Annotated in this window: 19 protein-coding genes, 1 tRNA gene and 1 other RNA gene; 10 read left to right on the plus strand and 11 right to left on the minus strand. The window is 65.2% G+C overall.

Features of this window, described 5'->3' with window-relative positions; translation table 11 throughout:
- Nucleotides 1-19: 19 nt before the first annotated feature.
- Nucleotides 20-643, minus strand: a complete 624-nt coding sequence (gene rimM / locus CWE16_RS02635; protein WP_131592698.1) for a ribosome maturation factor RimM — start codon at nt 641-643, stop codon at nt 20-22.
- Nucleotides 644-735: 92 nt separating this feature from the next.
- Here rimM and CWE16_RS02640 point away from each other — a divergent pair, with 92 nt between their 5' ends.
- Nucleotides 736-918: an NAD(P)H dehydrogenase subunit NdhS gene (locus tag CWE16_RS02640; protein ID WP_131455665.1), complete on the plus strand. Its 183-nt coding sequence runs from the start codon at nt 736-738 to the stop codon at nt 916-918.
- Between the two features lie 5 nt (nt 919-923).
- Complete coding sequence (locus CWE16_RS02645) at nt 924-1,742, plus strand: ion transporter (RefSeq protein ID WP_131592700.1); 819 nt, start codon at nt 924-926, stop codon at nt 1,740-1,742.
- Here the strand turns inward: CWE16_RS02645 and CWE16_RS02650 are convergent.
- Nucleotides 1,732-2,454, minus strand: a complete 723-nt coding sequence (locus tag CWE16_RS02650; protein ID WP_131592702.1) for a ribonuclease III family protein — start codon at nt 2,452-2,454, stop codon at nt 1,732-1,734. The genes CWE16_RS02645 and CWE16_RS02650 overlap by 11 nt on opposite strands.
- Nucleotides 2,455-2,535: 81 nt before the next feature.
- Nucleotides 2,536-2,935: RNase P RNA component class A (rnpB, locus tag CWE16_RS02655), an RNA gene on the minus strand.
- Nucleotides 2,936-2,958: 23 nt separating this feature from the next.
- Here rnpB and CWE16_RS02660 point away from each other — a divergent pair.
- The 3 genes from CWE16_RS02660 to CWE16_RS02670 all read left to right on the plus strand — a co-directional run bounded on the left by CWE16_RS02660 (nt 2,959) and on the right by CWE16_RS02670 (nt 3,971).
- Nucleotides 2,959-3,032: transfer RNA gene (locus tag CWE16_RS02660), tRNA-Arg, on the plus strand.
- 94 nt (nt 3,033-3,126) lie between these two features.
- Complete coding sequence (locus CWE16_RS02665; protein ID WP_131455671.1) at nt 3,127-3,477, plus strand: hypothetical protein; 351 nt, start codon at nt 3,127-3,129, stop codon at nt 3,475-3,477.
- A 38-nt stretch (nt 3,478-3,515) separates the two neighbouring features.
- Nucleotides 3,516-3,971 (plus strand): hypothetical protein, encoded by a 456-nt coding sequence (locus CWE16_RS02670; protein ID WP_131455672.1) that lies wholly within the window; start codon nt 3,516-3,518, stop codon nt 3,969-3,971.
- A gap of 6 nt (nt 3,972-3,977) precedes the next feature.
- Here CWE16_RS02670 and CWE16_RS02675 read toward each other — a convergent pair whose 3' ends face one another.
- Genes CWE16_RS02675 through CWE16_RS02685 form a run of 3 tightly spaced genes read right to left on the minus strand, consistent with a single transcriptional unit; the run spans nt 3,978 to nt 10,035 of the window.
- Entirely contained in the window at nt 3,978-5,030 is a 1,053-nt protein-coding gene (locus CWE16_RS02675) for an acetate/propionate family kinase (protein ID WP_131592704.1), read from the minus strand.
- Nucleotides 5,030-7,558, minus strand: a complete 2,529-nt coding sequence (locus CWE16_RS02680; RefSeq protein ID WP_131592706.1) for a glycogen/starch/alpha-glucan phosphorylase — start codon at nt 7,556-7,558, stop codon at nt 5,030-5,032. Before CWE16_RS02680 ends, CWE16_RS02675 begins: the two co-directional genes overlap by 1 nt.
- 47 nt (nt 7,559-7,605) lie before the next feature.
- A complete protein-coding gene (locus tag CWE16_RS02685; protein WP_131592708.1) occupies nt 7,606-10,035 on the minus strand; it encodes a phosphoketolase family protein in 2,430 nt (809 codons plus the stop codon).
- A gap of 206 nt (nt 10,036-10,241) precedes the next feature.
- Here CWE16_RS02685 and CWE16_RS02690 point away from each other — a divergent pair, with 206 nt between their 5' ends.
- Nucleotides 10,242-11,636, plus strand: a complete 1,395-nt coding sequence (locus CWE16_RS02690) for a cation:proton antiporter (RefSeq protein WP_131592710.1) — start codon at nt 10,242-10,244, stop codon at nt 11,634-11,636.
- 21 nt (nt 11,637-11,657) lie between these two features.
- Here CWE16_RS02690 and CWE16_RS02695 read toward each other — a convergent pair whose 3' ends face one another.
- Entirely contained in the window at nt 11,658-11,978 is a 321-nt protein-coding gene (locus tag CWE16_RS02695; RefSeq protein ID WP_131455974.1) for a hypothetical protein, read from the minus strand.
- Nucleotides 11,979-12,031: 53 nt separating this feature from the next.
- Here CWE16_RS02695 and CWE16_RS02700 point away from each other — a divergent pair, with 53 nt between their 5' ends.
- Both CWE16_RS02700 and CWE16_RS02705 read left to right on the plus strand, forming a co-directional pair.
- Nucleotides 12,032-12,982, plus strand: coding sequence for an alpha/beta fold hydrolase (locus CWE16_RS02700; RefSeq protein WP_443081596.1), 951 nt, complete (start codon nt 12,032-12,034; stop codon nt 12,980-12,982).
- A gap of 49 nt (nt 12,983-13,031) precedes the next feature.
- A complete protein-coding gene (locus CWE16_RS02705) occupies nt 13,032-13,892 on the plus strand; it encodes an aldose epimerase family protein (RefSeq protein ID WP_131592712.1) in 861 nt (286 codons plus the stop codon).
- On the opposite strand, the gene CWE16_RS02710 is transcribed toward CWE16_RS02705, so the two are convergent.
- Complete coding sequence (locus tag CWE16_RS02710) at nt 13,885-15,138, minus strand: FAD-binding oxidoreductase (RefSeq protein WP_131593023.1); 1,254 nt, start codon at nt 15,136-15,138, stop codon at nt 13,885-13,887. The two genes, CWE16_RS02705 and CWE16_RS02710, sit on opposite strands and share 8 nt — an antisense overlap.
- A gap of 32 nt (nt 15,139-15,170) precedes the next feature.
- On the opposite strand from CWE16_RS02710, the gene CWE16_RS02715 reads away from it, so the two are divergent.
- Entirely contained in the window at nt 15,171-16,607 is a 1,437-nt protein-coding gene (locus CWE16_RS02715; protein ID WP_131592713.1) for a four-carbon acid sugar kinase family protein, read from the plus strand.
- A 12-nt stretch (nt 16,608-16,619) separates the two neighbouring features.
- Here the strand turns inward: CWE16_RS02715 and CWE16_RS02720 are convergent, their stop codons facing one another.
- Nucleotides 16,620-17,933, minus strand: a complete 1,314-nt coding sequence (locus CWE16_RS02720; RefSeq protein WP_131592715.1) for a (Fe-S)-binding protein — start codon at nt 17,931-17,933, stop codon at nt 16,620-16,622.
- A gap of 32 nt (nt 17,934-17,965) precedes the next feature.
- Nucleotides 17,966-19,390, minus strand: coding sequence for an NADP-dependent isocitrate dehydrogenase (locus CWE16_RS02725; RefSeq protein ID WP_131592717.1), 1,425 nt, complete (start codon nt 19,388-19,390; stop codon nt 17,966-17,968).
- Between the two features lie 92 nt (nt 19,391-19,482).
- On the opposite strand from CWE16_RS02725, the gene CWE16_RS02730 reads away from it, so the two are divergent.
- Nucleotides 19,483-20,415 (plus strand): glycosyltransferase family 2 protein, encoded by a 933-nt coding sequence (locus CWE16_RS02730; protein WP_131592719.1) that lies wholly within the window; start codon nt 19,483-19,485, stop codon nt 20,413-20,415.
- Here CWE16_RS02730 and CWE16_RS02735 read toward each other — a convergent pair.
- Nucleotides 20,396-21,694, minus strand: coding sequence for a ChbG/HpnK family deacetylase (locus tag CWE16_RS02735; RefSeq protein WP_131592720.1), 1,299 nt, complete (start codon nt 21,692-21,694; stop codon nt 20,396-20,398). The genes CWE16_RS02730 and CWE16_RS02735 overlap by 20 nt on opposite strands.
- Nucleotides 21,695-21,709 lie beyond the last annotated feature (15 nt).

A 21,709-nucleotide genomic window follows, 5' to 3' on the forward strand; every position in this document is an offset into this window, starting at 1 on the left:
CAGCTTTTTGAGTTGGTGTCTAGAGCTCCAGGAGCCCTGGGGGAGGAGTCAGCAGCAGCCAGCCCTCCTCCAGGTGCACCTCTGGAACAATCGTCTCCACGAAGGGGATCAACACCCGGCGCCCTCCATCGCGAAGCTCCATTTCAAGCAGGTCATTGCCGCCGCTGATCAGATCGGTCACGGTGCCGATTACCTCACTGCCAACAGCCTCACTGCCAACAGCCTCACTCCCGACAGCCTCACGGCCGGTCTCGCCATCGGCGTTGACTCGCACCTCAAGACCCACCAGATCCAGCAGATGAAATTCACCATCGGCGAGATCAGGCCGGTCATCGGCACGCACCAGCAGGGTCTGACCCACCAGTTCCTCGGCAGCCGTGCGGTCGTTGATGCCCTCGAAGCGCACCACAAACAGGCTCTTGCCCGGCAGCTGGCGGCCTGCCATCAGCTCAATCGCCTTCACGGCGTCGTTGCGTCCACGTAACCAGCGGGTCCCCGGCACCGTGAAACGCTCAGGAAAGTCGCTGGCTGGATTCACCCGCAGCTCGCCCCGCAACCCCTGAACGCCCACGACCTGTCCCACCGGCAACCAGTCATCGGCCTGCGTGGCTTCAGCGGGCGGGGGCTGAGGGGCTGGGGCCACAGGCAGTCGCTGGAGGGGATGCTCTGATCATGCCTCGGGGCTATGTCGTGGCCTCCTGCGCCAGAATGCATCAACGACTGACGACCGCATCCATGGCCTCCGCCGCTCCGATCCTCCCCGGCGCCACGGTGAAGGTGGTGGATGCCACCTCGATCTACAACGGCTACACCGGTTTCGTGCAGCGCATCAGTGGTGACCGGGCCGCTGTCTTGTTTGAAGGCGGCAACTGGGACAAGCTCGTGACCCTGCGCCTCCGCGATCTGCAGGCGGCCTGAGGGGCATGGCAGCCGGTCTGCGTCAACGGTTGCGGCGGGTCGTCCTCGACTCCGATACCCGCGCCGGCCGTCTCTACAACCTGATCATTTTCGGCACGATCCTGGCGAGCGTGGCCGGCCTGATGGTGGAGCCCCATCCGATGCGCCTTGCCAGCGCCGGGGAAATCCCAGGCTGGGTCACTGGTCTTGAGCGGGGCTGTCTGTTGGTGTTTGTGGCGGATTTCGTCCTGCATCTCTGGGTCAGCCCCAAGCCCATCACCTACTTGCGCAGCTTCTACGGCCTGATCGATCTCTCGGCGGTGCTGTTCTTTTTTGTGCCCCAGATCAGCAGTGGACTGATCCTCTGGATCTTCAAGTTCGGCCGGGTGCTGCGCGTGTTCAAGCTGCTGCGCTTTCTCGATGAGGCCCAGCTGCTCGGCCATGCCTTGCGTGCCAGTGCCCGTCGCATCGGCGTCTTCCTGTTCTTCGTTGTGCTCACCCAGGTGGTGCTGGGGTATCTGATGGTGGTGATCGAGAGCGGTCATCCCAACACCCAGTTCCAGACCGTTGGCCAGGGGGTCTACTGGGCGATTGTGACCATGACCACAGTCGGGTATGGCGATTTCGTGCCCCAGACAGTGCTGGGCCGAGTGCTGGCGGCGGTGGTGATGTTGCTCGGCTTCGGGATCATCGCCATTCCCACCGGCATCGTCACTGTGGAAACGATCAATCAGGCCCGGGAGGACCAGCGCGACTGCATCAGCTGTGGCCGCAGTGGTCACCGCCCGCGGGCAGCCCATTGCGATCAGTGCGGTGCACGTCTGCCGAAGGGGCTCAACAGCTGACCAGCTGATCCAGAAGTGAAGCCGCAGCCTGCTGTTCTGCTTCGCGTCTAGAGCCACCCCAGCCCTCGGCGCTGAGGTCCGTTGGCAGGGTCACTGAGCAATGGAAGCGACGGGGATCGCCATGGCGGTGACTCACCTCCTGGCAGCTGTATTGGGGGAGTCCCAGCCCCTGGCCCTGGCTCCACTCCTGCAGGGCGGATTTGCTGTTGCCGCGATGGGGGTCGGCGAGCACCGCCTCGGCACTCCTTTGCCAATGGGGCGTCAGCCAAGCTTGCACTGTTTGCATCCCGGCAATCCGGTAGATCGCGCCGATCAGCGCTTCAGAGAGCTCGGCGCGAATGGTGGCGGCCGCGGTGGGATCACCGCTCGCCTTTGGGCCGATGCGCCACCAGCGTTCGATGCCGAGAGTCTCCCCCAGCTCCGCCAGCCAGCGGTCACTCACCAGCTGGGCCCGCAGGCTGGAGCGTTCCCCCACCGGCATCTGCGGATAGGCCCCAGCAATGAATTCACTGGCCGCCAGGCGCAACACGGCATCACCGAGAAACTCCAGCTGCTCATGGTGGGGCGTCACACCGCTTGAGGTATGGGTGAGGGCCTCATCGAGCTGGGCCAGAGCCTCGTTCGGCAGCGCCTCGTCTGGCAGTGGGGAGTTCGCCGGCAGCAGTTGAGTCCAGAACGCCTGAAGCTGCTGTTGGCGATCTGAGCTGCCCATGGCAAGACCTGTTGAGCGAAAGGGTTCAGTGTGCGATCAGCAGCCTGTCTCCGATGAACAGGCTGCCTCGGCGCCAAAGGGGGTGAAAGCAGGACATAAGCCGGGTTCTGTTCTCCCTCCCGAAGGAGGGGGGCGGTCATCTATCTGGGATCGCCGTTGCCGACGACCTCGAGCGGCACGCTGTTGGCGGAACGGGGCAGATGGCCAACCGTCGTTCCTGGGCCTTGCTCCCGGCCGGGGTTTACCGAGCCAGCACCTCTCGATGCTGCTGGTGCGCTCTTACCGCACCTTTGCACCCTTGCCTGTGCCCGGGGCGGAACCCCATGGGGCCATCGGCGGTGTGTTTCTGTGGCACTCTCCTCACGGTCACCCGCACTGGGCGTTACCCAGCAAGCCTGGCCATCGGGGAGCCCGGACTTTCCTCAACCGAGCCCGTCAACCCTTGGGCCGACGGCTCGATCGCGACCACCTCGCCTGCTTTCAAACCCCATAATGGCGGGTGATGGGGCTGTAGCTCAGCCGGATAGAGCGACGGTTTCCTAAACCGTAGGTCGTGGGTTCGAGTCCCGCCAGCCCCGTGAGCTCGATCACTGGTCCGGTAGCCGCCACTACATTTGGTGCACTAGCCAGACGCCACACTCCCGCTAGCGTTGCCGTAGTGAACACGGTGCCATGACCCAGCTTCACGATCTGCGCCTGAGGCTCCTCGTGCAGCAGGAAAGCGAGCGCATCGCCGATTCCCAGCCCACCGACCTTGATCTTTCGGTGGTGCAGGCCCGTTGCCTCTGCTGGCTTGCCCTCCTGGCCGAAGCCCATGAGGACCAGGCCAGTGACGCCGAGCGCAGGGGCGATACGGAGCAGGCGATGGGCTGGTTTGCCGACTCCATGCGCCTTCGCGACGTGATCCAGGTGGTGAGCTCGATTGAGATCCCGCTTCCCGGTGCCAGCGAGGAGGGAGACGCTGATGGTCGCTACGGAGACGACGACGGCGGACTTTCGGGAGAACCTCCCCTTGCAGCTTGATCAGGTGCCATAGTGGACGTTGATCTCGAGGGTCTGCGGTGCCTGAAGAGCCCTGTCAATGCCCTGATTGTCAACGCTTCTACCGGGAGCATGACCGTTTGATCCGCGAATGCCCGACCCTGCGACAGCAGCAGGAGCTCAGCTGGGCAGCCTTGCAGGCCTTCCGGACCCTTTCGGGTCGCGTGCTCGAAGATCTCCAGAAGCAGCACGGTTCCCGGGCGTCAGAGGCCCAGGCCCATGCCACCCCTGTCGGTGGCAGCGAAGAGCCGACCGATGCGATCCAGCAGGCCATGGCCGACCTGGAAAACATCAATGCCCACCTCTTCTCAATCGAGGCACTGATGGAGCGCATCTTCGATGTGCGCGTGCCCGACGATATTGAGCAAAAGTTCCAGGAGCTGGCTGGTGAGCTCGCCCCGGATCCCCTCAACGCCGATCGTTTGCGGCTCAATCGCCTGCTGCACCAGACACCGGATCTCCCCGACCGCGGCTGATCGTCGTCAGGTCTCGGCTCGCACGCAGAGCCTGGCGATCATTCCTTCCTCATCGGCCGGCACCACCAGGATCTCCAGTTCGGGGATCCAGTCCAGCGCTTGTGCGAGTTCGTCGCGTAAGGCTCCATCGTGCTCCCCAATCCCACCCGTTAGGGCAAGCACATCCACTCCGCCAAGGCTGGCGGCCATCGCGCCAATTTCTTGGAGCAGCCGGTGCCTGAACACCTCCAGGGCCAGGCTCGCTCCGGCATGACCTTGCAGTGCCTGTTCACGGATCTCGCGCATGTCGCCGCTCAGACCTGACAGGCCCTTCAGCCCTGCCTGCTTCTGCAATTGATCGGCCAGCTCTGCCGCCGTGTGCCCCTCGCGCATCAGTTCCAGCAGCACACCGGGATCGACACTGCCGCAGCGGGTGGCCATCACCAGACCTTCGAGGGGCGTGTAGCCCATGGTGGTGTCGATGCAGCGGCCCCCTTGGACCGCCGCCAGGGAGGCGCCGGCCCCCAGATGGGCGCTGATCAGACGCAGCTGGCTGGGCTGCTTCCCTTGCTCCTGCCAGCGCCGGCTCACCGACTCGCTCACGTGCTGGTGGTTGAGGCCATGGAAGCCGAAACGACGGAAGCCTCGGGCCCGTATCGGTGCCGGCAGGGCGTAGGTGCGGGCCCCATCCGGAAGGGTGCTGTGGAAAGCCGTGTCAAAACAGGCCCATTGGGGAAGCTCGGGCGCCCAGGCCCGAGCCCAGGCCACCCCTTCAAGCGCCGGTGGATTGTGCAGCGGGGCCAGCGGGATCAGCGCCTGCAGGGCCGCTTCCATGTCCGTGCTGATCAGCGTTGGTGCGGTGAAGCGTTCGCCGCCATGCACAATCCGGTGGCCGATGCGCCGCACGGCAGCACGGTGGGGCTGGAGTGCCGGGGCCAGCCAGCTCTCGAGCACGTCTTTGAGTGCTTCGCCGGGGGCCAGGCTGCGGCCTTCGTGCCAGAGGCTGGCCCCGCCCGCATCGAGCAGGGCCGCCTTGAGGCTGGAACTCCCCAGGTTGATCACCAGGGAGAGATCCAGCATCAGCGCACGTCGCAGGTGATCTCCACGTTCAGCGGTTGCACGTTCCAGATCGACTGGCAGTACTCCCGAATCGAACGATCGGAGGAGAAGAAGCCGGAGCGGGCCGTGTTCAGCAGCGACATGCGGTTCCAGTGCTGGCGGTCACTCCAGGCGCGGCTGACCTCATCCTGGGCACGCAGGTAGTCGGCGAAATCAGCCATCACGAAGAAGGGATCGCTGCCGGTGAGGTTGTCGAGTAGGGGACGGAATAGGTCGCCATCTCCGTTGCTGAAGTGGCCGATCTCCACCAGGCGGATCGCCTCGGCGAGCTCGGGCTGACTCTGAATCACGTCCCAGGGGCGATAGCCCGCTTGCTTGAGGGCACTGATCTCCTCCACGGTCTTGCCGAACAGGAAGAAGTTTTCGCCGCCCACCCGCTCGCGGATCTCCACATTGGCGCCATCGAGGGTGCCGATCGTGAGCGCACCGTTCATGGCGAATTTCATGTTGCCGGTGCCGGAGGCTTCCTTGCCGGCGGTGGAGATCTGCTCGGAGAGATCCGACGCCGGATACACCTGCTCGCCCAGCTTCACGTTGTAATCCGGCAGGAACACCACCCGCAGGCGGCCATCCATGTCTGGATCAGCGTTCACCGTTTCGGCGATGCCGTTGATGAAGCGGATGATCAGCTTGGCCATGTAATAGCCCGGTGCTGCCTTGCCGCCAAAGATCACCGTGCGTGGGGCCATGCCGTCGGCCTGGCCGTTCTTGATCCGCAGGTACTGCATGATCACCTGCAGGGCGTTGAGGTGTTGGCGCTTGTACTCGTGGATGCGCTTCACCTGCACGTCAAACAGGCTGGCGGGGTCCACCAGCACGCCGGTGTGTCGGTGGATGTAGCTGGAGAGCTTGCGCTTCACCGAGAGCTTGGTGTTGCCCCAGTGCTCCAGGAAACCGTGGTCATGCTGGCGCTCCTCGAGGCGGCGCAGCTGTTCCATGTCGGTGATCCAGCCCTCGCCGATGTGCTCGTCCAGCAGGGTGGAGAGTTCGGGGTTGGAGAGGGCCACCCAGCGGCGGGGGGTGACGCCGTTGGTCACGTTGGTGAATTTTTCCGGCCACAGCTCGGCGAATTCAGGCAGCAACTGGCTCTTCACCAGGTCGGAGTGAAGAGCGGCCACGCCATTCACGTGGTGGGCGCCAATCGTGGCCAGGTGGGCCATGCGAACCGCCTTGCCGCCCTCCTCGTCAATGATCGAGAGCTTGCGCTGAATCGTGTCGTTGCCAGGGAAGCGCAGGCGCACCTGCTGCAGGAAGCGGCGGTTGATCTCGTAGATCAGCTCCAGGTGGCGGGGCAGCAGGTCGGCGAACAGGCTCAGATCCCACTTCTCCAGCGCCTCAGGCAGCAGGGTGTGGTTGGTGTAGGCGACCGAGCGGCTGGTGATGTCCCAAGCCTTCTCCCACTCCAGGTGGCGGTCATCGATCAGCAAACGCATCAGCTCGGCCACGGCGATCGCCGGATGGGTGTCGTTGAGCTGAACGGTCCAGTAGTTGGGGAAGTCCTCGACGTTGAGACCGCGATGGTCAAGGCTGCGCAGCATGTCCTGCAGCGAGCAGCTCACGAAGAAGTGCTGCTGCTTCAGGCGCAGGCGGCGGCCCTCATCGGTGCCGTCATTGGGATACAGCACCTTGGAGAGGGTTTCACTGCCCACTTTCTCCTCAACGGCGCCGTAATAATCGCCGATGTTGAAGGCATAGAAATCGAAGCTTTCCGTGGCATCGGCGCGCCACAGGCGCAGGCGATCGCAGGTGTTCACCCGGTAGCCCAGCACGGGCACGTCGTGGGGCACACCGATCGCATGCTCGGCTGGGATCCAGCGGGAGCGGTAGTTGCCTTTGTCGTCGATGTAGCTCTCGGTGCGGCCGCCGAAGCCCACGAAGCAGGCTTCATCCGGCTGGGGTAGCTCCCAGGGCCAACCGCCTTTTAGCCACTTGTCGGTGACCTCCACCTGCCAGCCGTCGCGGATCAGCTGATCGAAGATGCCGAACTCGTAGCGGATGCCATAGCCGGTGGCGGGCACCTGCAGGCTGGCCAGCGATTCCATGTAACAGGCGGCAAGACGACCAAGGCCGCCATTGCCCAGCCCGGGCTCCTCCTCGACCTCGAGGATCTGTTGCAGCGACTCGATGCCAAAACGTTGGAGCGCTTCCTCTGCCTCCTTCTGGATTCCCAGGTTGAGGAGGTTGTTGTTGAGCTGGGGGCCAATCAGGAATTCCGCCGACAGGTAAGCGACGGTTTTCTGCGGCTGGGCACGGATCGCTTCCAGGCTGGCCAGGTAGCGGGTCATCAGCCGGTCACGCACCGCATAACTGAGGGCCATGTAGAGGTCATGGCGGCTGGCGGTGGGAGCCAGCTTGCCGAGCGTGAAGAAGAGGTGCTCGGTCATGCCGTCAAACACCGAGTCAGCGTCAAGGCCCGCCCGTTCCGGGTCGGCGTAGCAGCCGGGGGTGGGCAGACGCAGGTCGAGGCGTTGGGAAGGTGTGGTGCTCATGGCTGGGACGATGGGGAAGGGGGGCTTGGCAGTTCAGGCGATGCAGTTCAGGCGTTGCAGGAGGAGCGGCCGAGGCTCCAGCGCCAGTTGTTGATCTCCGGAGCATCGGTGCCGTGCTCGTAGGCGTAGGCACGTTGCTTCTGGATCTCGTCTTTCATCTGCTCCTTCACGTGGGCGGCGCGGGAGCCGAGACTCTCCACCCGGTCGATCACATCGATCACCAGGTTGTAGCGGTCGATCTGGTTGCTGATGGCCAGCTCCAGAGGGGTGTTGATGTTGCCTTTTTCCTTGTAACCACGCACGTGGAAGTTGTCGTGGTTCGGGCGGTTGTAGGCGAGACGGTGAATCAGCCAGGGATAGCCGTGGAAGTTGAAGATCACCGGCTTGTTGGGCGTGAACAGGCTGGCGAAGTCCAGGTCGCTGAGGCCATGGGGGTGATCCTTGGGTGCCGCGAGGGCGAACAGCTTGACCACATTCACGTAGCGAACCTTGAGATGTGGAATCCGCTCCCGCAGGATTTCGATCGCCGCCAGGCACTCTTTGGTGGGGATATCGCCGGCGGAGGCGAGCACCACATCGGGCTCATCCGGTTCATTGCTGCAGTTGTCATTGCAGGCCCACTCCCAGATGCCGGCGCCCTTGGCCACATGGCGGCGGGCTTCATCAAGGGTCAGATATTGCAGGTGTTTCTGCTTGTCGGAGACGATGATGTTGGCGACATTGGTTTCGACCAGCGCCTTCTCGGCCACCGCCAGCAGGCTGTTGGCATCGGCAGGTAGGTACACGCGGGTGATGCTGCCCTTCTTGTTGCCGGCCAGATCGATAAAGCCGGGGTCTTGATGGGTGAAGCCGTTGTGGTCCTGGCGCCAGACGGTGGAGGAGATCAGGCAGTTCCAGGGTCCGATCGGGGCGCGCCAAGGGATCTCCTCACAGTGCTCGAGCCACTTGCAGTGCTGGTTGAACATCGAGGCGACCACATGGGCGAAGGCCTCATAGGTGTGGAAGAAGCCGTTTCTGCCCGTGAGCAGATAGCCATCCATCATTCCCACCAGGGTGTGCTCGGACAGCATCTCCACCACCTGGCCATCCCGGGCGAGTTCACTGCCGTTGAGGTCCTCGGGCAGGAATTCGGCCATCCAGGCTTTCTTGGTGGCTCCGTAGACCGCCTGAAGGCGATTGGAGGCAGTTTCGTCGGGACCGAACAGGCGATAGCCGCCTGGATTGAGACTGATCAGGTCGCGGATCAGCTCCCCGAGTGGGTAGGTGTTCTCCTTCTCAGTGGCGCCCGGCATCGGCACAGGCACCTCAAAGTTGCGCAGGTCGGGCATAACAAGCGCCTTGCGTAGGACGCCTCCATTCGTGTGCGGATTGGAGCCCATCCGCCGCTCACCTTTCGGGGCCAGGGCGCGGATTTCCTCGCGCACGGCCCCGTTGTCATCGAACAGCTCCCAGGGGCGGTAGCTCTTCATCCAGTCCTCGAGCAGGCGCAGGTGGCTCTCGTTGGTCTTGACGTCTGCCACCGGCACCTGATGGGAGCGCCAGAAGTTTTCGATTTTTTTGCCGTCGATCTCCTGGGGGCCGGTCCAGCCTTTGGGGGAGCGCAGCACGATCATGGGCCAGCTGGGGCGGAAGGCCTCCCCGCTGTTGCGGGCTTGCTCGCGGATCGCACGGATCTCAAGCACGGACCGCTCCATCGCCACCGCCATCTGGCGGTGCATGGCCATCGGGTCGGACCCTTCAACAAAAATGGGCGTCCAGCCATAACCGCGCAGCAGGCTCTCGAGCTCCTCGTGGGGGATGCGGCTGAGGATTGAGGGATTGGCGATCTTGTAGCCGTTCAGATGCAGCACCGGCAGCACGGCGCCGTCCTGGATCGGGTTCAGGAATTTGTTGATGTGCCAGCTGGTGGCCAGGGGACCGGTTTCGGCTTCTCCATCGCCGACGCAGGCGATCGTGATCAGCTCCGGGTTGTTAAACACCGAACCGCAGGCGTGGGAGAGCACATAGCCGAGCTCACCGCCTTCATGGATCGAGCCAGGCATCTCGGCGGTGCAGTGGCTGCCGATGTGCCCGGGGAAGGAGAACATCTTGAAGAACTTCTTCAGCCCCGCTTCGTCCATCGACTTGTCGGGGTAGCGCTCGCTGTAGCTGCCGTCGATGTACACCGGACCACGGGCGCCCGGGGCTCCGTGACCGGGGCCGGACATGTAGATCATGTCCAGGTCGTATTTGTTGATCAGCCGGTTGGCATGGGTCCAGATGAAGGCTTGCCCTGGGCTGGATCCCCAGTGACCGAGCAATCGGTTCTTGATGTGCTCGGGCCGCAGCGGCTCCCGCAGCAGCGGGTTGTCCTGCAGGTAGATCATGCCAACGGCCAGATAGTTGGCGGCACGCCAGTAGGCGTCGAGGCGTTGGAGCTCCTCCTCCATGGGCGCCTGCACGGCCGCGGCTGAGGCCTGATAGGGCGTCATCGTCATGGGCCTGTCAATCCAGGGTGCGTACGCGGAAGGTAGCCATGGCCCCTTGGCCTGGTCGTTAACGACCGCACATCGACACCGTGTAATGGCAAACGGTGTAGTGGCAAACGGTCCTGATCGGGCCGGTTTGGGCCCCATTGCTCGCTGGAAGCGTCGCCCCGAGACGTTTGCCCTTAAGGTCCCCCACAGTTCAAAGTGATGCCTGGATGGCTCCCCCCCTTGTGCTGGCCCAGCTGCCCGAGCTGCTGACCCAGCTCAGCAGTCATGACCTGGAGGTGGCCGAGACCCTGATCGGGGTCATCCGCTTTCTGCTGATCTTCGTGGCGGCTCGCACCCTGGCGGAGGTGCTGGTGCGGCTGCAGCTGCCCACGATTCTCGGGGAGCTTCTGGCAGGTGTGATCATCGGCGCCTCCGGCCTGCACCTGCTGGTGCCGCCCGAGACCCAGGCGCAGCTCAGCAGCGGTTTTGTGTCGCTGATCAGCGGTTTGGCGGCGATCCCGCCGGAAACGATTCCCGAGATCTACAACGAGACCTTCCCCTCCCTGCAGGCCGTGGCCACCCTCGGCCTTTACGCCCTGCTGTTTCTCACCGGACTGGAGAGTGAGCTCGATGAGCTGGTCGCCGTCGGCGGTCAGGCCTTCACGGTGGCCGTGGCCGGAGTGGTGCTCCCCTTCGCTCTCGGCACCTTCGGCTTGATGTCGCTCTTCCATGTGGAACTCATCCCGGCGATCTTTGCCGGTGCCTCAATGACGGCCACCAGCATCGGTATCACGGCCAGTGTGTTTGGCGAGCTGGGCTATCTCAAAACCCGCGAGGGGCAAATCGTGATCGGTGCCGCCGTGCTCGACGACATCCTCGGGATCGTGATCCTGGCGGTGGTGGTATCGCTCGCCACCGGCGGCTCCTTGGCGATTGCGCCGATCGTGAAGCTGGTGGCTGCGGCGGTGATCTTCGTGGTGGCAGCGATCGGCCTCAGCCGCACGGCGGCCCCTGCCTTCGATTGGCTGATCGACAAGCTCAAGGCCCCGGGCGAAGTCTTGGTGGCCTCCTTTGTGATCCTCTCGCTCAGCTGTTTTGCTGCCACGGCCATCGGCCTGGAGGCCGCACTGGGGGCCTTCGCTGCCGGCCTGATCCTCAGCGGCTCAAAGCACAACCACGCCATTCAGCAGGCGGTGCTGCCGATCGTGACCCTCTTCGCCACGATCTTCTTTGTGCTCGTGGGCGCCGGCATGGACCTGTCGGTGATCAACCCCCTCGATCCCTCCAGCCGTTCAGCCCTCGTCGTGGCCGGCTTCCTTTTGGTGGTGGCCATCATCGGCAAAGTCGTTGCCGGTTGGGCCTTCGTCAGTGACAAGCCCACCCGTCGGCTGGTGGTGGGTTTGGGCATGATGCCCCGCGGTGAAGTGGGCCTGATCTTCCTGGGCCTCGGTACAAGCGCCGGTTTGCTTTCACCCTCTCTTGAGGCGGCGATTCTGCTGATGGTGATCGGCACCACGTTCCTGGCACCGATCCTGTTGCGATTGGTGCTCGGGGGAGACAAGCCTGGTGACGCAGACCAGGTTAACGAGGAGGTCGCGGCCGATCCGGTCGGCCTGGTCTGATCGCGTGCATAAAGGTGGGCTTCAGCCCTGTTCCCGTCGGGCGAGCAGCAGAAACAGGCTCCAGCCCACCGTGATCAGGGCCAGGCTGGAGCCCCATCCGGGCCCAAGGGTCCAGCTCAGCAGCAACTGCACCACAAGGCCCACGGCCAAAGCCAGCAGCAGGCTGCTGACCACCAGAGCGATCTGCTGGCTCTGCCCGTTCAGGGGGCCTTGGGTCAGGCTCTCCTCCAGCCGTTGCAGAGGCCCGCTCAGGGGCACGTAGAGGGCCAGGGCCCAGAACAGGCCACCCCTCAGGATCGCTGGATCGGCCAGGGGACCGATGGCGCCGCTCCACTCCTGCATGAACCGCACCTAGGCAAGGCTGTCTAGCATCGCTGGCCTTGCGGGCGATTGTGGTGACCCCTGCTCCAGCTGCTGCTTTGGATCGGAACCAGGGCGCTGACCTGCCCCCCTGGAGCTTTCAAGGCCACGCTGTGCACTGCCTGCGGCAGGGCCCCCTGGAGCCTGATGCAGCCCTTGATCAGCCGGCTCTGTTGCTGGTGCATGGCTTCGGTGCCTCCACGGATCACTGGCGCCACAACATCCCCGTGCTGGCCCGCCGCCATGAGGTGCATGCCCTTGATCTGCTCGGCTTCGGGCGGAGCAGCAAGCCGGCTGAACTGGCCTATGGCGGTGCCCTCTGGCGCGATCAGTTGGTGGCCTATGTGCGCGAGCGGATCGGCCGTCCCACGGTGATCGCTGGCAACTCCCTGGGTGGTTTTGCCGCCCTTGCGGCCGGAGCTGCCCTCGGGGAGCAGGCCGGTGGGGTGGTGCTGCTGAATGCTGCCGGCCCTTTCAGCGATGAGCAGAAGCCTCCCCAGGGCTGGGGGGCGATCGCCCGTCAGACGATTGGTTCCTCCCTGCTCAAGAGCCCCGTGTTGCAGCGGCTGCTGTTTGAGAACCTGCGCCGTCCGGCCACGATCCGGCGCACCCTCAATCAGGTGTACATCGACCGCACGAATGTGGATGAGGCCTTGGTGGAAGCGATCCGTCGGCCGTCCCTTGATCCCGGTGCCTTCGGGGTGTTCCGCACCGTGTTTGACATTCCCCGCGGTCAGCCTCTTGATGAGCTGTTCGCCCAGCTGCAGGCCCCCTTGCTGCTGCTCTGGGGCATTCGCGATCCCTGGATTAACGCGGCCGGGCGCCGCGCCAGTTTTCAGCGCCATGCGCCGGAGTCGACCACAGAGGTGGTGCTGGAGGCCGGGCATTGCCCCCACGATGAGGTGCCTGATCAGGTCAATGCCGCCCTGCTGGATTGGTTGGCGAACCTGCCGCGTCACGGGGCATGTCAGCCAGAACACCCGTGATTCGTGGGCGGGTCGGTAGTTTCCCGCCAATCTTGGGTCTCCGGAATCGATGGCCATGACGCTCACCCAGCAGTCCGAGCCCTACGCCCACTGGGAGTTTGTGCATCCGGACAGTGGGGATCGCCTCAGGATCGTCCCTGAGCGTGGCGGTCTCGTGAGCGAGTGGCGTTGCAATGGCCGCGAGCTGCTCTATTTCGATCAGGAGCGTTACGCCGATCCGGCTAAGAGCATCCGTGGCGGCATTCCGGTGCTGTTCCCGATCTGCGGCAACCTGCCTGGCGATCGGTTGCCCCTGGCCAGCGGCGACTACACCCTCCAGCAACACGGGTTCGCCCGCAATCTGCCCTGGCAGCTGCAGCTGCTTGAGGATCAGAGCGGCGTTCGCCTCAGCTTGAGCGACACCCCGGAGACCCGGGCGGCCTACCCGTTCGCGTTCCTGGTGGCGATGGAGGTGCGTCCGGTGCGGGATGCCCTGGACATCGTCACCACGATCAGCCATTGCGGCGATGAGGGCGAAGCGATGCCCTTCAGCTTCGGCCTGCATCCTTACTTCAATGTCACCGATCTGGGCCGGACCCAGCTCGAGGGCCTGGCACCGGTCTGCCTCAATCATCTGGAGATGGCTGAGGCCGAGACGGCCACTCAGCTGGCCCGTCTGCCGGAGGGCGTTGATTTTCTGACCCGTCCCGCGGGGCCGGTGACCCTTGTGGATGAAGCCGCCGGCACCCGCCTGCAGCTCCAGCACCTGGATCCGATGGATCTCACCGTGGTCTGGACCGAGCCGCCCCGACGGATGGTGTGCCTCGAGCCCTGGACCGGGCCCCGGCAGTCATTGATCAGTGGTGATCGCAAGCTGGAGCTGGCCCCGGGCCAGAGTCAGACCCTCACCTGCCGCTACTCGGTCAGCTGAGGAAGGGCTGGGCCACCCCCGGCAGCCGCCCGCGGCTGAGCTGCTGCAGGGGGTCGAATTCCCGCTTCACCGCCTCGATCAGTGGCTTTGAGGGGGCGTCGAGCCAGGCGGGCAGGGCCAGCTCTGGGTTACCGGCATTGGGTTGCAGCAGAATGCTGAGCTGTCCCCCCAGAGTGCTGAGCTTGCGGCGCAGCGCCTGCACCTGATGGTGGGCGGAAGGCTGTTTTGAGGCCTGCCAGAGCTCACCGCTGCCTGCTCCTGCCGCCAGCTCTCCGCTCCAACCCCGCAGGCCGCGCAGTTCTTGACTCGCCAGCAGTTCGCTTACACGGGCGGGTGGCAGGGCCAGTCGCAGCAGCCAGCCAGGTTCAGCGTCCGCTCCCTCAGCAGGCAGCTGTGAATGGATCGGTGTTGGAAGTGGGCTCGCCCAGGGGTGGCGTTCCGCGCTCAGGCGCCGGGGCAGCGCGAGCGCTTCGAGGCGGTTCAGCTGGGCCTCCACGGCCAGCTCACTGACGCTGGCGATGCCCGCCCGGATCGACCAGCCTTGGTCGGGACCACCCCGCCAGTTGATCCACTCCGGCGTCAGGGTGCTGGCCAGCACGTCGGCCCGCCAGGCCTCGAGGGCCTCCAGCTCGCCCTGCACCAGCAGTTGGGCCCGGGCCGGACGGATCGGCTGGGTGCGCAGGGTGAGGGTGTGGATCAGGGCCAGGCTGCCCCAGCTGCCGCAGAGCAGGCGCATCAGGTCATAGCCGGCCACGTTTTTCACCACGCGTCCGCCGGCGTTGGCGCTGATGCCATCGCTGCGGATCAGGCCGATGCCAATGATCTGGTCGCGGAGGCCCATGTGCCGGTGGCGCAGGCCGCCGCTGAGGCCCCGAGCCACCAGCCCGCCGATGCTGCCGGAGCCGTCGGAATGGCTCGGGTCACTGCCCCAGGGCCAGTCCACCGGCAGCCACTGGTTGTGTTCCATCAGGGCTGCCTGCAGCGCCGCCAGGGGCAGGCCCGCCTCCACGGTCACGGTCAGGTCGTCGACCGAATGGTTGAGGATTTGGTTCAGGTTCCGGGTGCTGAGCGTTGGGATCGGCTCCCCTGCGGCGTGGGTCTGCAGCGGTGCCCCCCAGGTCAGCCTCGTGCCTAGACCGCTGGGCACCCAGGGGCACCCTCCCCGGTTCCAGTCACTGACGAGCGACTGCAGCTCCGCCTTGGAGTCGGGGCAGTGGAGTTGCTGGTGGGCCGGTGACGCAGTGATGACGGCAGAGCGGTGCAGGCCATGATCGTGCCATGACCATCGTGGTGATCGACGACGACCCCACCGGCTCCCAGACGCTGCACAGCTGCCCACTGCTGCTGCGCTGGGACCTGGACAGTCTGCGCCGTGGTTTGCGTCAACGCCCGCGCTTGTTGTTTCTTCTCGCCAATACCCGGGCGCTGACGGCGGCCCAGGCGGCGGCACGCAACCGCGAGATCGTGGCGGCGCTGGCTGAGGCACTGGCGGCGGAGGGGATCCCAGCGGATCAGGTGCAACTCGTGAGTCGCGGAGATTCCACCCTGCGCGGCCACGGGGTGCTGGAACCCCAGGTGTTGGCGGAGGCTTGGCAGGGGCTGGTGGGGCCGGTCGACGCCACCTTGCATGTGCCCGCCTTCCTGCCCGGTGGACGCACCACTGTCGATGGTGTGCATCGTCTCCATGGTGAGCCGGTGCACACCACGGCGTTCGCTCGCGATCGCCTGTTCGGTTACAGCACCAGTGATCTCGCCGCCTGGCTGGAGGAAAAGAGCGATGGCCAGATCAAGGCCGCGTCCGTGGCGCGGCTGGGGCGGGTCCAGTTGGATCAGGCTGCAGTGAGTAGGGCCGCCGGTTCAAGGGCAGTGGGTGATTCCGCTGGTTTTGAGGCGCTGGTGGGTTGGCTCGCTTCCCTCGAGGGCAACCGCGCGGTGGTGGTGGATGGGGAGCGGCCGGAACAACTGGAGGCGTTGGGGGCGGCGGTGGAGGCGCTGCGGGGCCGCAAGCGGTTTCTGTTTCGTTCCGCTGCCAGCCTCCTGAACGGCCTGGTGGATGGGGGCGTGCGGCCCCTGGGTCCTCAACCCCTCGACGCAGCTGGTCTGGCTGGTTTGCGTCGACGCGCCTCCTCCGGTCAGCCGCGGCCTGGGTTGGTGCTGGTGGGCTCCCATGTGCCCCTGGCGGATCAGCAGCTGCATCAGCTTTTGAAGGAGCCTGGCTGCCTTGGGGTGGAGTTGCCGGTTGCCAGGGTCGCCCGGGTGCTGGAGGGGGGGTGCCCCGATCTGCTGCTGGCGGATCTGGAACGGGAGTGGGGAGCACAGCTGCAGAGCGCCCTGGCAGCCGGACGGACCCCGGTGTTGTTCACCAGTCGCGGAGAGTTGAGCTTCGGTGCTGGGGAGGCGGCGCTTGAACGGCGGCTGGCCTTCGGAATGGAGCTGGCGCGGCTGATGGGTCGCTTGGTGGCAGCCTTGGCCCCCCAGCTGGGCTACGTGATTAGCAAGGGCGGCATCACCACCGGCATGCTGCTGGCGGAGGGCCTCAGGCTTGAGGCGGTGCAGCTGGAGGGGCAGTTGCTCCCAGGCCTCTCGCTGGTGCGCCCTCTGGATGCTTGCGCTCAGGCTGTTGGTGTGGAGGGACTGCCGGTCGTGACTTTCCCCGGAAACCTGGGGGACGCAAGCACCCTGGCGGAAGCATGGCGGCTGATGGAGGCGGGCTGAGTCTGCGTCGGTTCAGGCTTTGTCAGCCTCTTGATTTCTCTTCTCATAGGTGCTGTTCAGGCCTGCAGCGCGGGCCAGCAACTCCATCGGATGCATGACCTCCGGGCCACCCTTCTGTAGGTGGCGACGCAGCTGCAGGCTGCAGCCGATGTTCGCGCTGGCGATGACAGTGGCGCCGGTGCCGCTCAGATCGTCGGCCTTGATCCGGCCTAGTTCAGCGGCCTCCTCCGGTTGCACCAGGTTGTAGATGCCGGCGCTGCCGCAGCACACGCCTGCTTCGATGGCTTCGTGCAGTTGTAGGCCTGGGATGGCACGCAGCAGCGCCCTTGGCTGGGCGGCGATGCCCTGGCCGTGAATCATGTGGCAGGCGTCGTGATAAGCCACCGCAATCGGCAGGGGTTGCAGGGCCGCGCGGAAGGCTTCCGAAAGACCTCGGTCCGCGAGGAACTCATGCACATCGAGCACAGGGCAGGCAAAGCCGCTGTGCCCCTCGTTCAGAAGCTCGCCGTAGGCCTTCATGGTGTGGCCGCAGCCGGAGGCCGCCACCAGCACTGCATCCAGCGCCTCGCCAGCGAAGCGGCTCACCAGGGCACTGGCCAGGTCCCTGGTCTGTTCGAGCTGCCCCTGGTGATGACTCACGGCACCGCAGCAGCCCTGATCGGCTGGAATCACGACGTCAAAGCCGTTGGCCTGCAGCACCGCCACCGTCGCCGCATTGACGGCCGGATCAAAGCAGCGCTGCACGCAGCCCAGCACCAGCCCGACGCGGCCGCGGCGTTCCCCCTGAGCCGGATTCAGCTTGGGGAAGCGATCGGCGAAGCCCTCCGGCGCCAGGGGCGGTAGCAGCGCCTCCATCGCCTCCAGTTGCGGCCCGAGCAGGCGTGGCAGCCCGGACCGTCGGGCCAGGGCCTGCAGAGGTCCGCCTGCATAGGCGCGGAGGGGGGTGAGCAGGGCGCGCAGGCGTCGGGGGTAGGGCAGCACCGCCAGGAGCAGCTGGCGGAAGCTTTGCTGCCAGCTACTGCGCAGCTCGGCCGTGTTCAGTTTTGGTCGAGTCGCTTCAATGAGCTGGTCGTAGCGCACCCCTGAGGGGCAGGCACTCACGCAGGCGAAGCAGCCCAGGCAGCTATCGAAATGGCTGGCCACCGTCGCATCGAGCTCCAGTTCGCCCGCCTCAATCGCCTTCAGGGTGTGAATGCGCCCCCGTGGCGAATCCATCTCCGTTCCCAGCACCCGGTAGCTGGCACAGGTGGGCAGGCAGAAGCCGCAGTGCACGCAGGGGTCGGAGACACCGGTCGGCAGGCCGGGCAGGGGGGTCTGAGAAGCCATGCCGCAGAGTCTGGCGCCTTCTGCCGCGTCAGTTAGAAGCGGGCGATGATCGCCTCGGCGAAACCGCTGCAGCTGACAGGCTCCACCTGGGGTTCCATCAACCTGGCCAGGTCGTAGGTCACCTGTTGATCGGCGATGGCGGCGCTGAGCCCCTTCGTGATCAGGTCGGCGGCCTCCTGCCAGCCCAGGAACTCCAGCATCATCACGCCGCTGAGGATCACCGAACCCGGATTGATGCGATCAAGCCCGGCATGCTTCGGGGCCGTGCCATGGGTGGCTTCGAAGATGGCGGCGGTTTCGCCGATGTTGGCGCCGGGAGCCATGCCCAGGCCGCCCACCATGGCGGCGGCGGCATCGGAGATGTAGTCGCCGTTCAGGTTGAGGGTGGCCAGGATCGAATACTCCTGCGGTCGGGTCTGGATCTGCTGGAAGATGCTGTCGGCGATGCGGTCATCGACCAGCACCATTGCTTTCCACTTGCCGCCACCGTGGCTGCTGCCGATGGCGTCGATCACGGCCTGCACCTCGGCGTCGATGTCGGCCTTTTTCTCAGGGGTGAGGCTGTCGTAGCCCGGCTCGATCATGCGGGCGTTGGCCTGAACGCTCAGGTTGGGATCCTTCTCGAGGTTGCCGAGAATCCAGCTCTCCCGCTCGGTGATGCACACATCGCGGAACTCGGTGGTGGCCAGTTCATAGCCCCAGTCACGGAAGGCCCCTTCCGTGAACTTCATGATGTTGCCCTTGTGCACCAGGGTCACGTGGCGCTTGTCGCCTTGAAGGCGCAGGGCGTGCTGGATCGCCTTGCGGATGTGGCGCTGACTGCCGGCTTTGCTCACCGGCTTGATGCCGATGCCTGAACCTTCGGGGATCTGGCGCTTGCCCAGCTTGCCGTTGGCGGGGATCACCACCTCGTTGAGGTGCTTGCGCAGCTCCTGGCCAACGCTGTCATCGGCCTCCCATTCGATCCCCATGTAGATGTCTTCCGTGTTCTCGCGGTAGACGATCACGTCCAGATCCTGGGGGCGCTTGTGGGGGCTGGGGGTGCCTGCGTAGTAGCGACAGGGACGCACGCAGGAATACAGATCAAAGATCTGGCGCAGGGCCACATTCAACGAACGGATGCCGCCGCCCACCGGTGTGGTGAGGGGACCCTTGATGGCCACGCCATAGGCGCGGATTGCCTCGAGGGTGTCCTCCGGCAGGTACTGGTAGGTGCCGTAGAGCTCGCAGGCCTCATCGCCCGCGTACACCTTGAACCATTCGATCCGCTTGCTGCCGCCGTAGGCCTTCGCCACCGCTGCATCCAGAACTTTCTGAGTGGCCGGCCAGATGTCCACGCCGGTGCCATCGCCGCGGATGAAGGGAATGATCGGGTCGTTGGCCACCAGCGGCTGACCGTTCTCGAAGCGGATCGGGGTGCCCTGGCTGGGGGCGGTGAGCTTCTCGAACTGGGCCATGGCTGGATCGCCGCCGGGCGGCATTCACGACGTGGCGAGCCTATGACTCAGAGCAGGCTCCCTAAAGTTCGCCCTGACCCGACGCCCGCCCGATGTCGAACTGCGATGGTGTGTGGGTGGTGGCTGCCTGCTTCAACGAAGAGGTGGTGATCGCCAGCTTCATCGAGCGGGTGCTGGCGGTGCCTGGGGTGGAGCGACTGGTGTTGATCGATGACGGCTCCCGCGATGGCACCGTGGCTCAGATCCGCCGTTGGCAGCAGCGGCACGCCGATCGGCCGGTCACCCTGCTGGAACTCACCCGCAATTTCGGCAAGGAAGCGGCGATGTTGGCTGGTCTTGATCAAGTGCGAGGCCATTGCGCCGCCGCCGTGCTGATTGATTCCGACCTGCAGCATCCGCCGGAGCTGATCGAGGCGATGGTGGCGGAGTGGCGCTCTGGCGCAGAGATCGTGACGGCGGTGCGCGATGACCGCGACCAGGAGTCACGCCTGAAGGTGGCGAGTGCCTCCTGGTTCTACCGGGTGTTCAACAAGCTGGTGGATTCCATTCAGCTCCAGGAGGGTGCCGGTGACTACCGCCTGCTCGCTGCTCCGGTGGTGGAGGCGCTCACCAGCCTGCGCGAGTCGAGCCGCTTCTCGAAGGGGCTGCTGCCCTGGACGGGCTATCGCAGCGTTGAACTGCCGTATCAGCGGGTCAGCCGGGTGGGAGGCACCACGTCGTGGAGCCCGTTGAAGCTGTTTGGCTATGCCTTGGATGGGATCTTCTCGTTCTCCGTGCTGCCCTTGAAGGTCTGGACGGGCATCGGTGCCGGCGTGTCGATGGTCAGCCTCGTTTACGCCTTTGTGATTGTTCTGCGCACCCTGGTTTTCGGGGTGGATGTGCCCGGTTATGCCTCGCTGATCGTGGCGGTCTTGTTCCTCGGCGGTTTGCAGTTGATCGGGATTGGCGTGTTGGGTGACTACATCGGCCGCATTTACGTGGAGGCGAAGGGCCGTCCCCACTACTTCATCCGACGAATTCACTGAGCGCCTGCCATTCCCGCTGACGCCAGCTGGAGGCGGCAAACGGTTGCGACAGGCCAAAGCCTTCGGCGCTGAGATCCCCCTCGAGGCGGGCGCCGGGGTGAGCCAAGAGCAGTGGAGCCATTGCCGGGTGATCAGCGGCTGGATCGGCCTGGCGGGGAAGGCACTGCAGCTCCCGCCAGGCGCCCTCCAGGGGGACGCCCGCCATCTGACCGGTGAACAGCACCCCAGCGAAGCCTTGGTTGCTGATCAGGCCGCGGCGACGGATCGGCCGCCTGGCGCGACGGCTGAGCAGCTGCAGGACAAGCCACTTGAGGAGGCCGGCCTGTCGCAAGGCTTCCCACCAGCAGAGGAGCGGCAGGCCGGTGGGAAGGGCTTCCTCGGTGCTGCGCAGCCAGGTGATCCGTTCACGCTCGGCTAGGGCCAGCACGGTCTCGAGGACGACCGGTACGAGATGGATGTGCTGGTGGCCATCCAGATGGATGGGGCCGTCGCCGCCCAGCTGACGGAAACGGGCGATCTGGGCCTGGATCTCCAGACCCAGCTGGGTGCTGATCCGTCGGCGGCGCGGGTGGGGCGGGGGCAGCAGGGAGACCAGTAGCCACTGACCAAAGGACAGCTGCAGATGGCCGCGCCTGTTCACCAGATCGGGAAGTAGCTCCGGCGCTGCGCAGCTCGGTCCCTCGGTGAGGCAGAGGTGCAGGCAAAGCTGCAGATCGGATCGTCGAGCCTTCAGGCTCATCCAGTCAGCGGCACCCTGGACAGCAGCGGGGCCGTTCACCAGCAGGCTGGTGCCGTCCAGGCGGCCGGCATCGGCCAGGGCCAGGATGGCTTGATTGGTGGCGGTGCTCAGGCCCAGATCATCGGCGTGCAGTCGTGGGCGGATGCCGAGGGAGCGCCGGCGCAGGCTGAAGTGGGCCGCCCGCGACCAGATCAGGGCATTGAGCACGGTGGGGGTGAAGACCAGCACCGCCAGTTCCAGGGGCGGCGCCAGCAGGCCCGCCAGCAGCAGCGGCAGCAGGCTGCACACCGCCAGATTCACCAGGTATTGGATCAGCAACCAACGGCGGGCGAAGCGTGCGCCGCCGGTTTCCGGCCTGAAGGTGAAGCGGGAGTGACCTAGATAGCCCGCCAGGGAGGCGGCAAGGAAGGCCAGGGGATTGGCGAGCCAGAGAGGCAGCAGCAGCCCGAGGCCGATCAGCACGGAGGCATGCACGGCGGCGGCCACGATGCCCACCAGGCCATACAGGCTGATTCGGGTTCCCAGCGACCGCAGGATCATGGTGGCAACCGTAAC

It is taken from the genome of Synechococcus sp. BS55D (genome assembly GCF_004332415.1).
Lineage (GTDB): Bacteria > Cyanobacteriota > Cyanobacteriia > PCC-6307 > Cyanobiaceae > Synechococcus_C.

What these genes read in the sequence shown, in the direction of transcription:
- CWE16_RS02640 (WP_131455665.1), top strand. Translation starts at nt 736, where the DNA reads ATGGCCTCCGCCGCTCCGATCCTCCCCGGCGCCACGGTGAAGGTGGTG.
- CWE16_RS02645 (WP_131592700.1), top strand. Translation starts at nt 924, where the DNA reads ATGGCAGCCGGTCTGCGTCAACGGTTGCGGCGGGTCGTCCTCGACTCC.
- CWE16_RS02650 (WP_131592702.1), bottom strand. Translation starts at nt 2,454, where the DNA reads ATGGGCAGCTCAGATCGCCAACAGCAGCTTCAGGCGTTCTGGACTCAA.
- CWE16_RS02665 (WP_131455671.1), top strand. Translation starts at nt 3,127, where the DNA reads ATGACCCAGCTTCACGATCTGCGCCTGAGGCTCCTCGTGCAGCAGGAA.
- CWE16_RS02675 (WP_131592704.1), bottom strand. Translation starts at nt 5,030, where the DNA reads ATGCTGGATCTCTCCCTGGTGATCAACCTGGGGAGTTCCAGCCTCAAG.
- CWE16_RS02680 (WP_131592706.1), bottom strand. Translation starts at nt 7,558, where the DNA reads ATGAGCACCACACCTTCCCAACGCCTCGACCTGCGTCTGCCCACCCCC.
- CWE16_RS02685 (WP_131592708.1), bottom strand. Translation starts at nt 10,035, where the DNA reads ATGACGATGACGCCCTATCAGGCCTCAGCCGCGGCCGTGCAGGCGCCC.
- CWE16_RS02690 (WP_131592710.1), top strand. Translation starts at nt 10,242, where the DNA reads ATGGCTCCCCCCCTTGTGCTGGCCCAGCTGCCCGAGCTGCTGACCCAG.
- CWE16_RS02695 (WP_131455974.1), bottom strand. Translation starts at nt 11,978, where the DNA reads ATGCAGGAGTGGAGCGGCGCCATCGGTCCCCTGGCCGATCCAGCGATC.
- CWE16_RS02705 (WP_131592712.1), top strand. Translation starts at nt 13,032, where the DNA reads ATGGCCATGACGCTCACCCAGCAGTCCGAGCCCTACGCCCACTGGGAG.
- CWE16_RS02715 (WP_131592713.1), top strand. Translation starts at nt 15,171, where the DNA reads ATGACCATCGTGGTGATCGACGACGACCCCACCGGCTCCCAGACGCTG.
- CWE16_RS02720 (WP_131592715.1), bottom strand. Translation starts at nt 17,933, where the DNA reads ATGGCTTCTCAGACCCCCCTGCCCGGCCTGCCGACCGGTGTCTCCGAC.
- CWE16_RS02725 (WP_131592717.1), bottom strand. Translation starts at nt 19,390, where the DNA reads ATGGCCCAGTTCGAGAAGCTCACCGCCCCCAGCCAGGGCACCCCGATC.
- CWE16_RS02730 (WP_131592719.1), top strand. Translation starts at nt 19,483, where the DNA reads ATGTCGAACTGCGATGGTGTGTGGGTGGTGGCTGCCTGCTTCAACGAA.
- CWE16_RS02735 (WP_131592720.1), bottom strand. Translation starts at nt 21,694, where the DNA reads ATGATCCTGCGGTCGCTGGGAACCCGAATCAGCCTGTATGGCCTGGTG.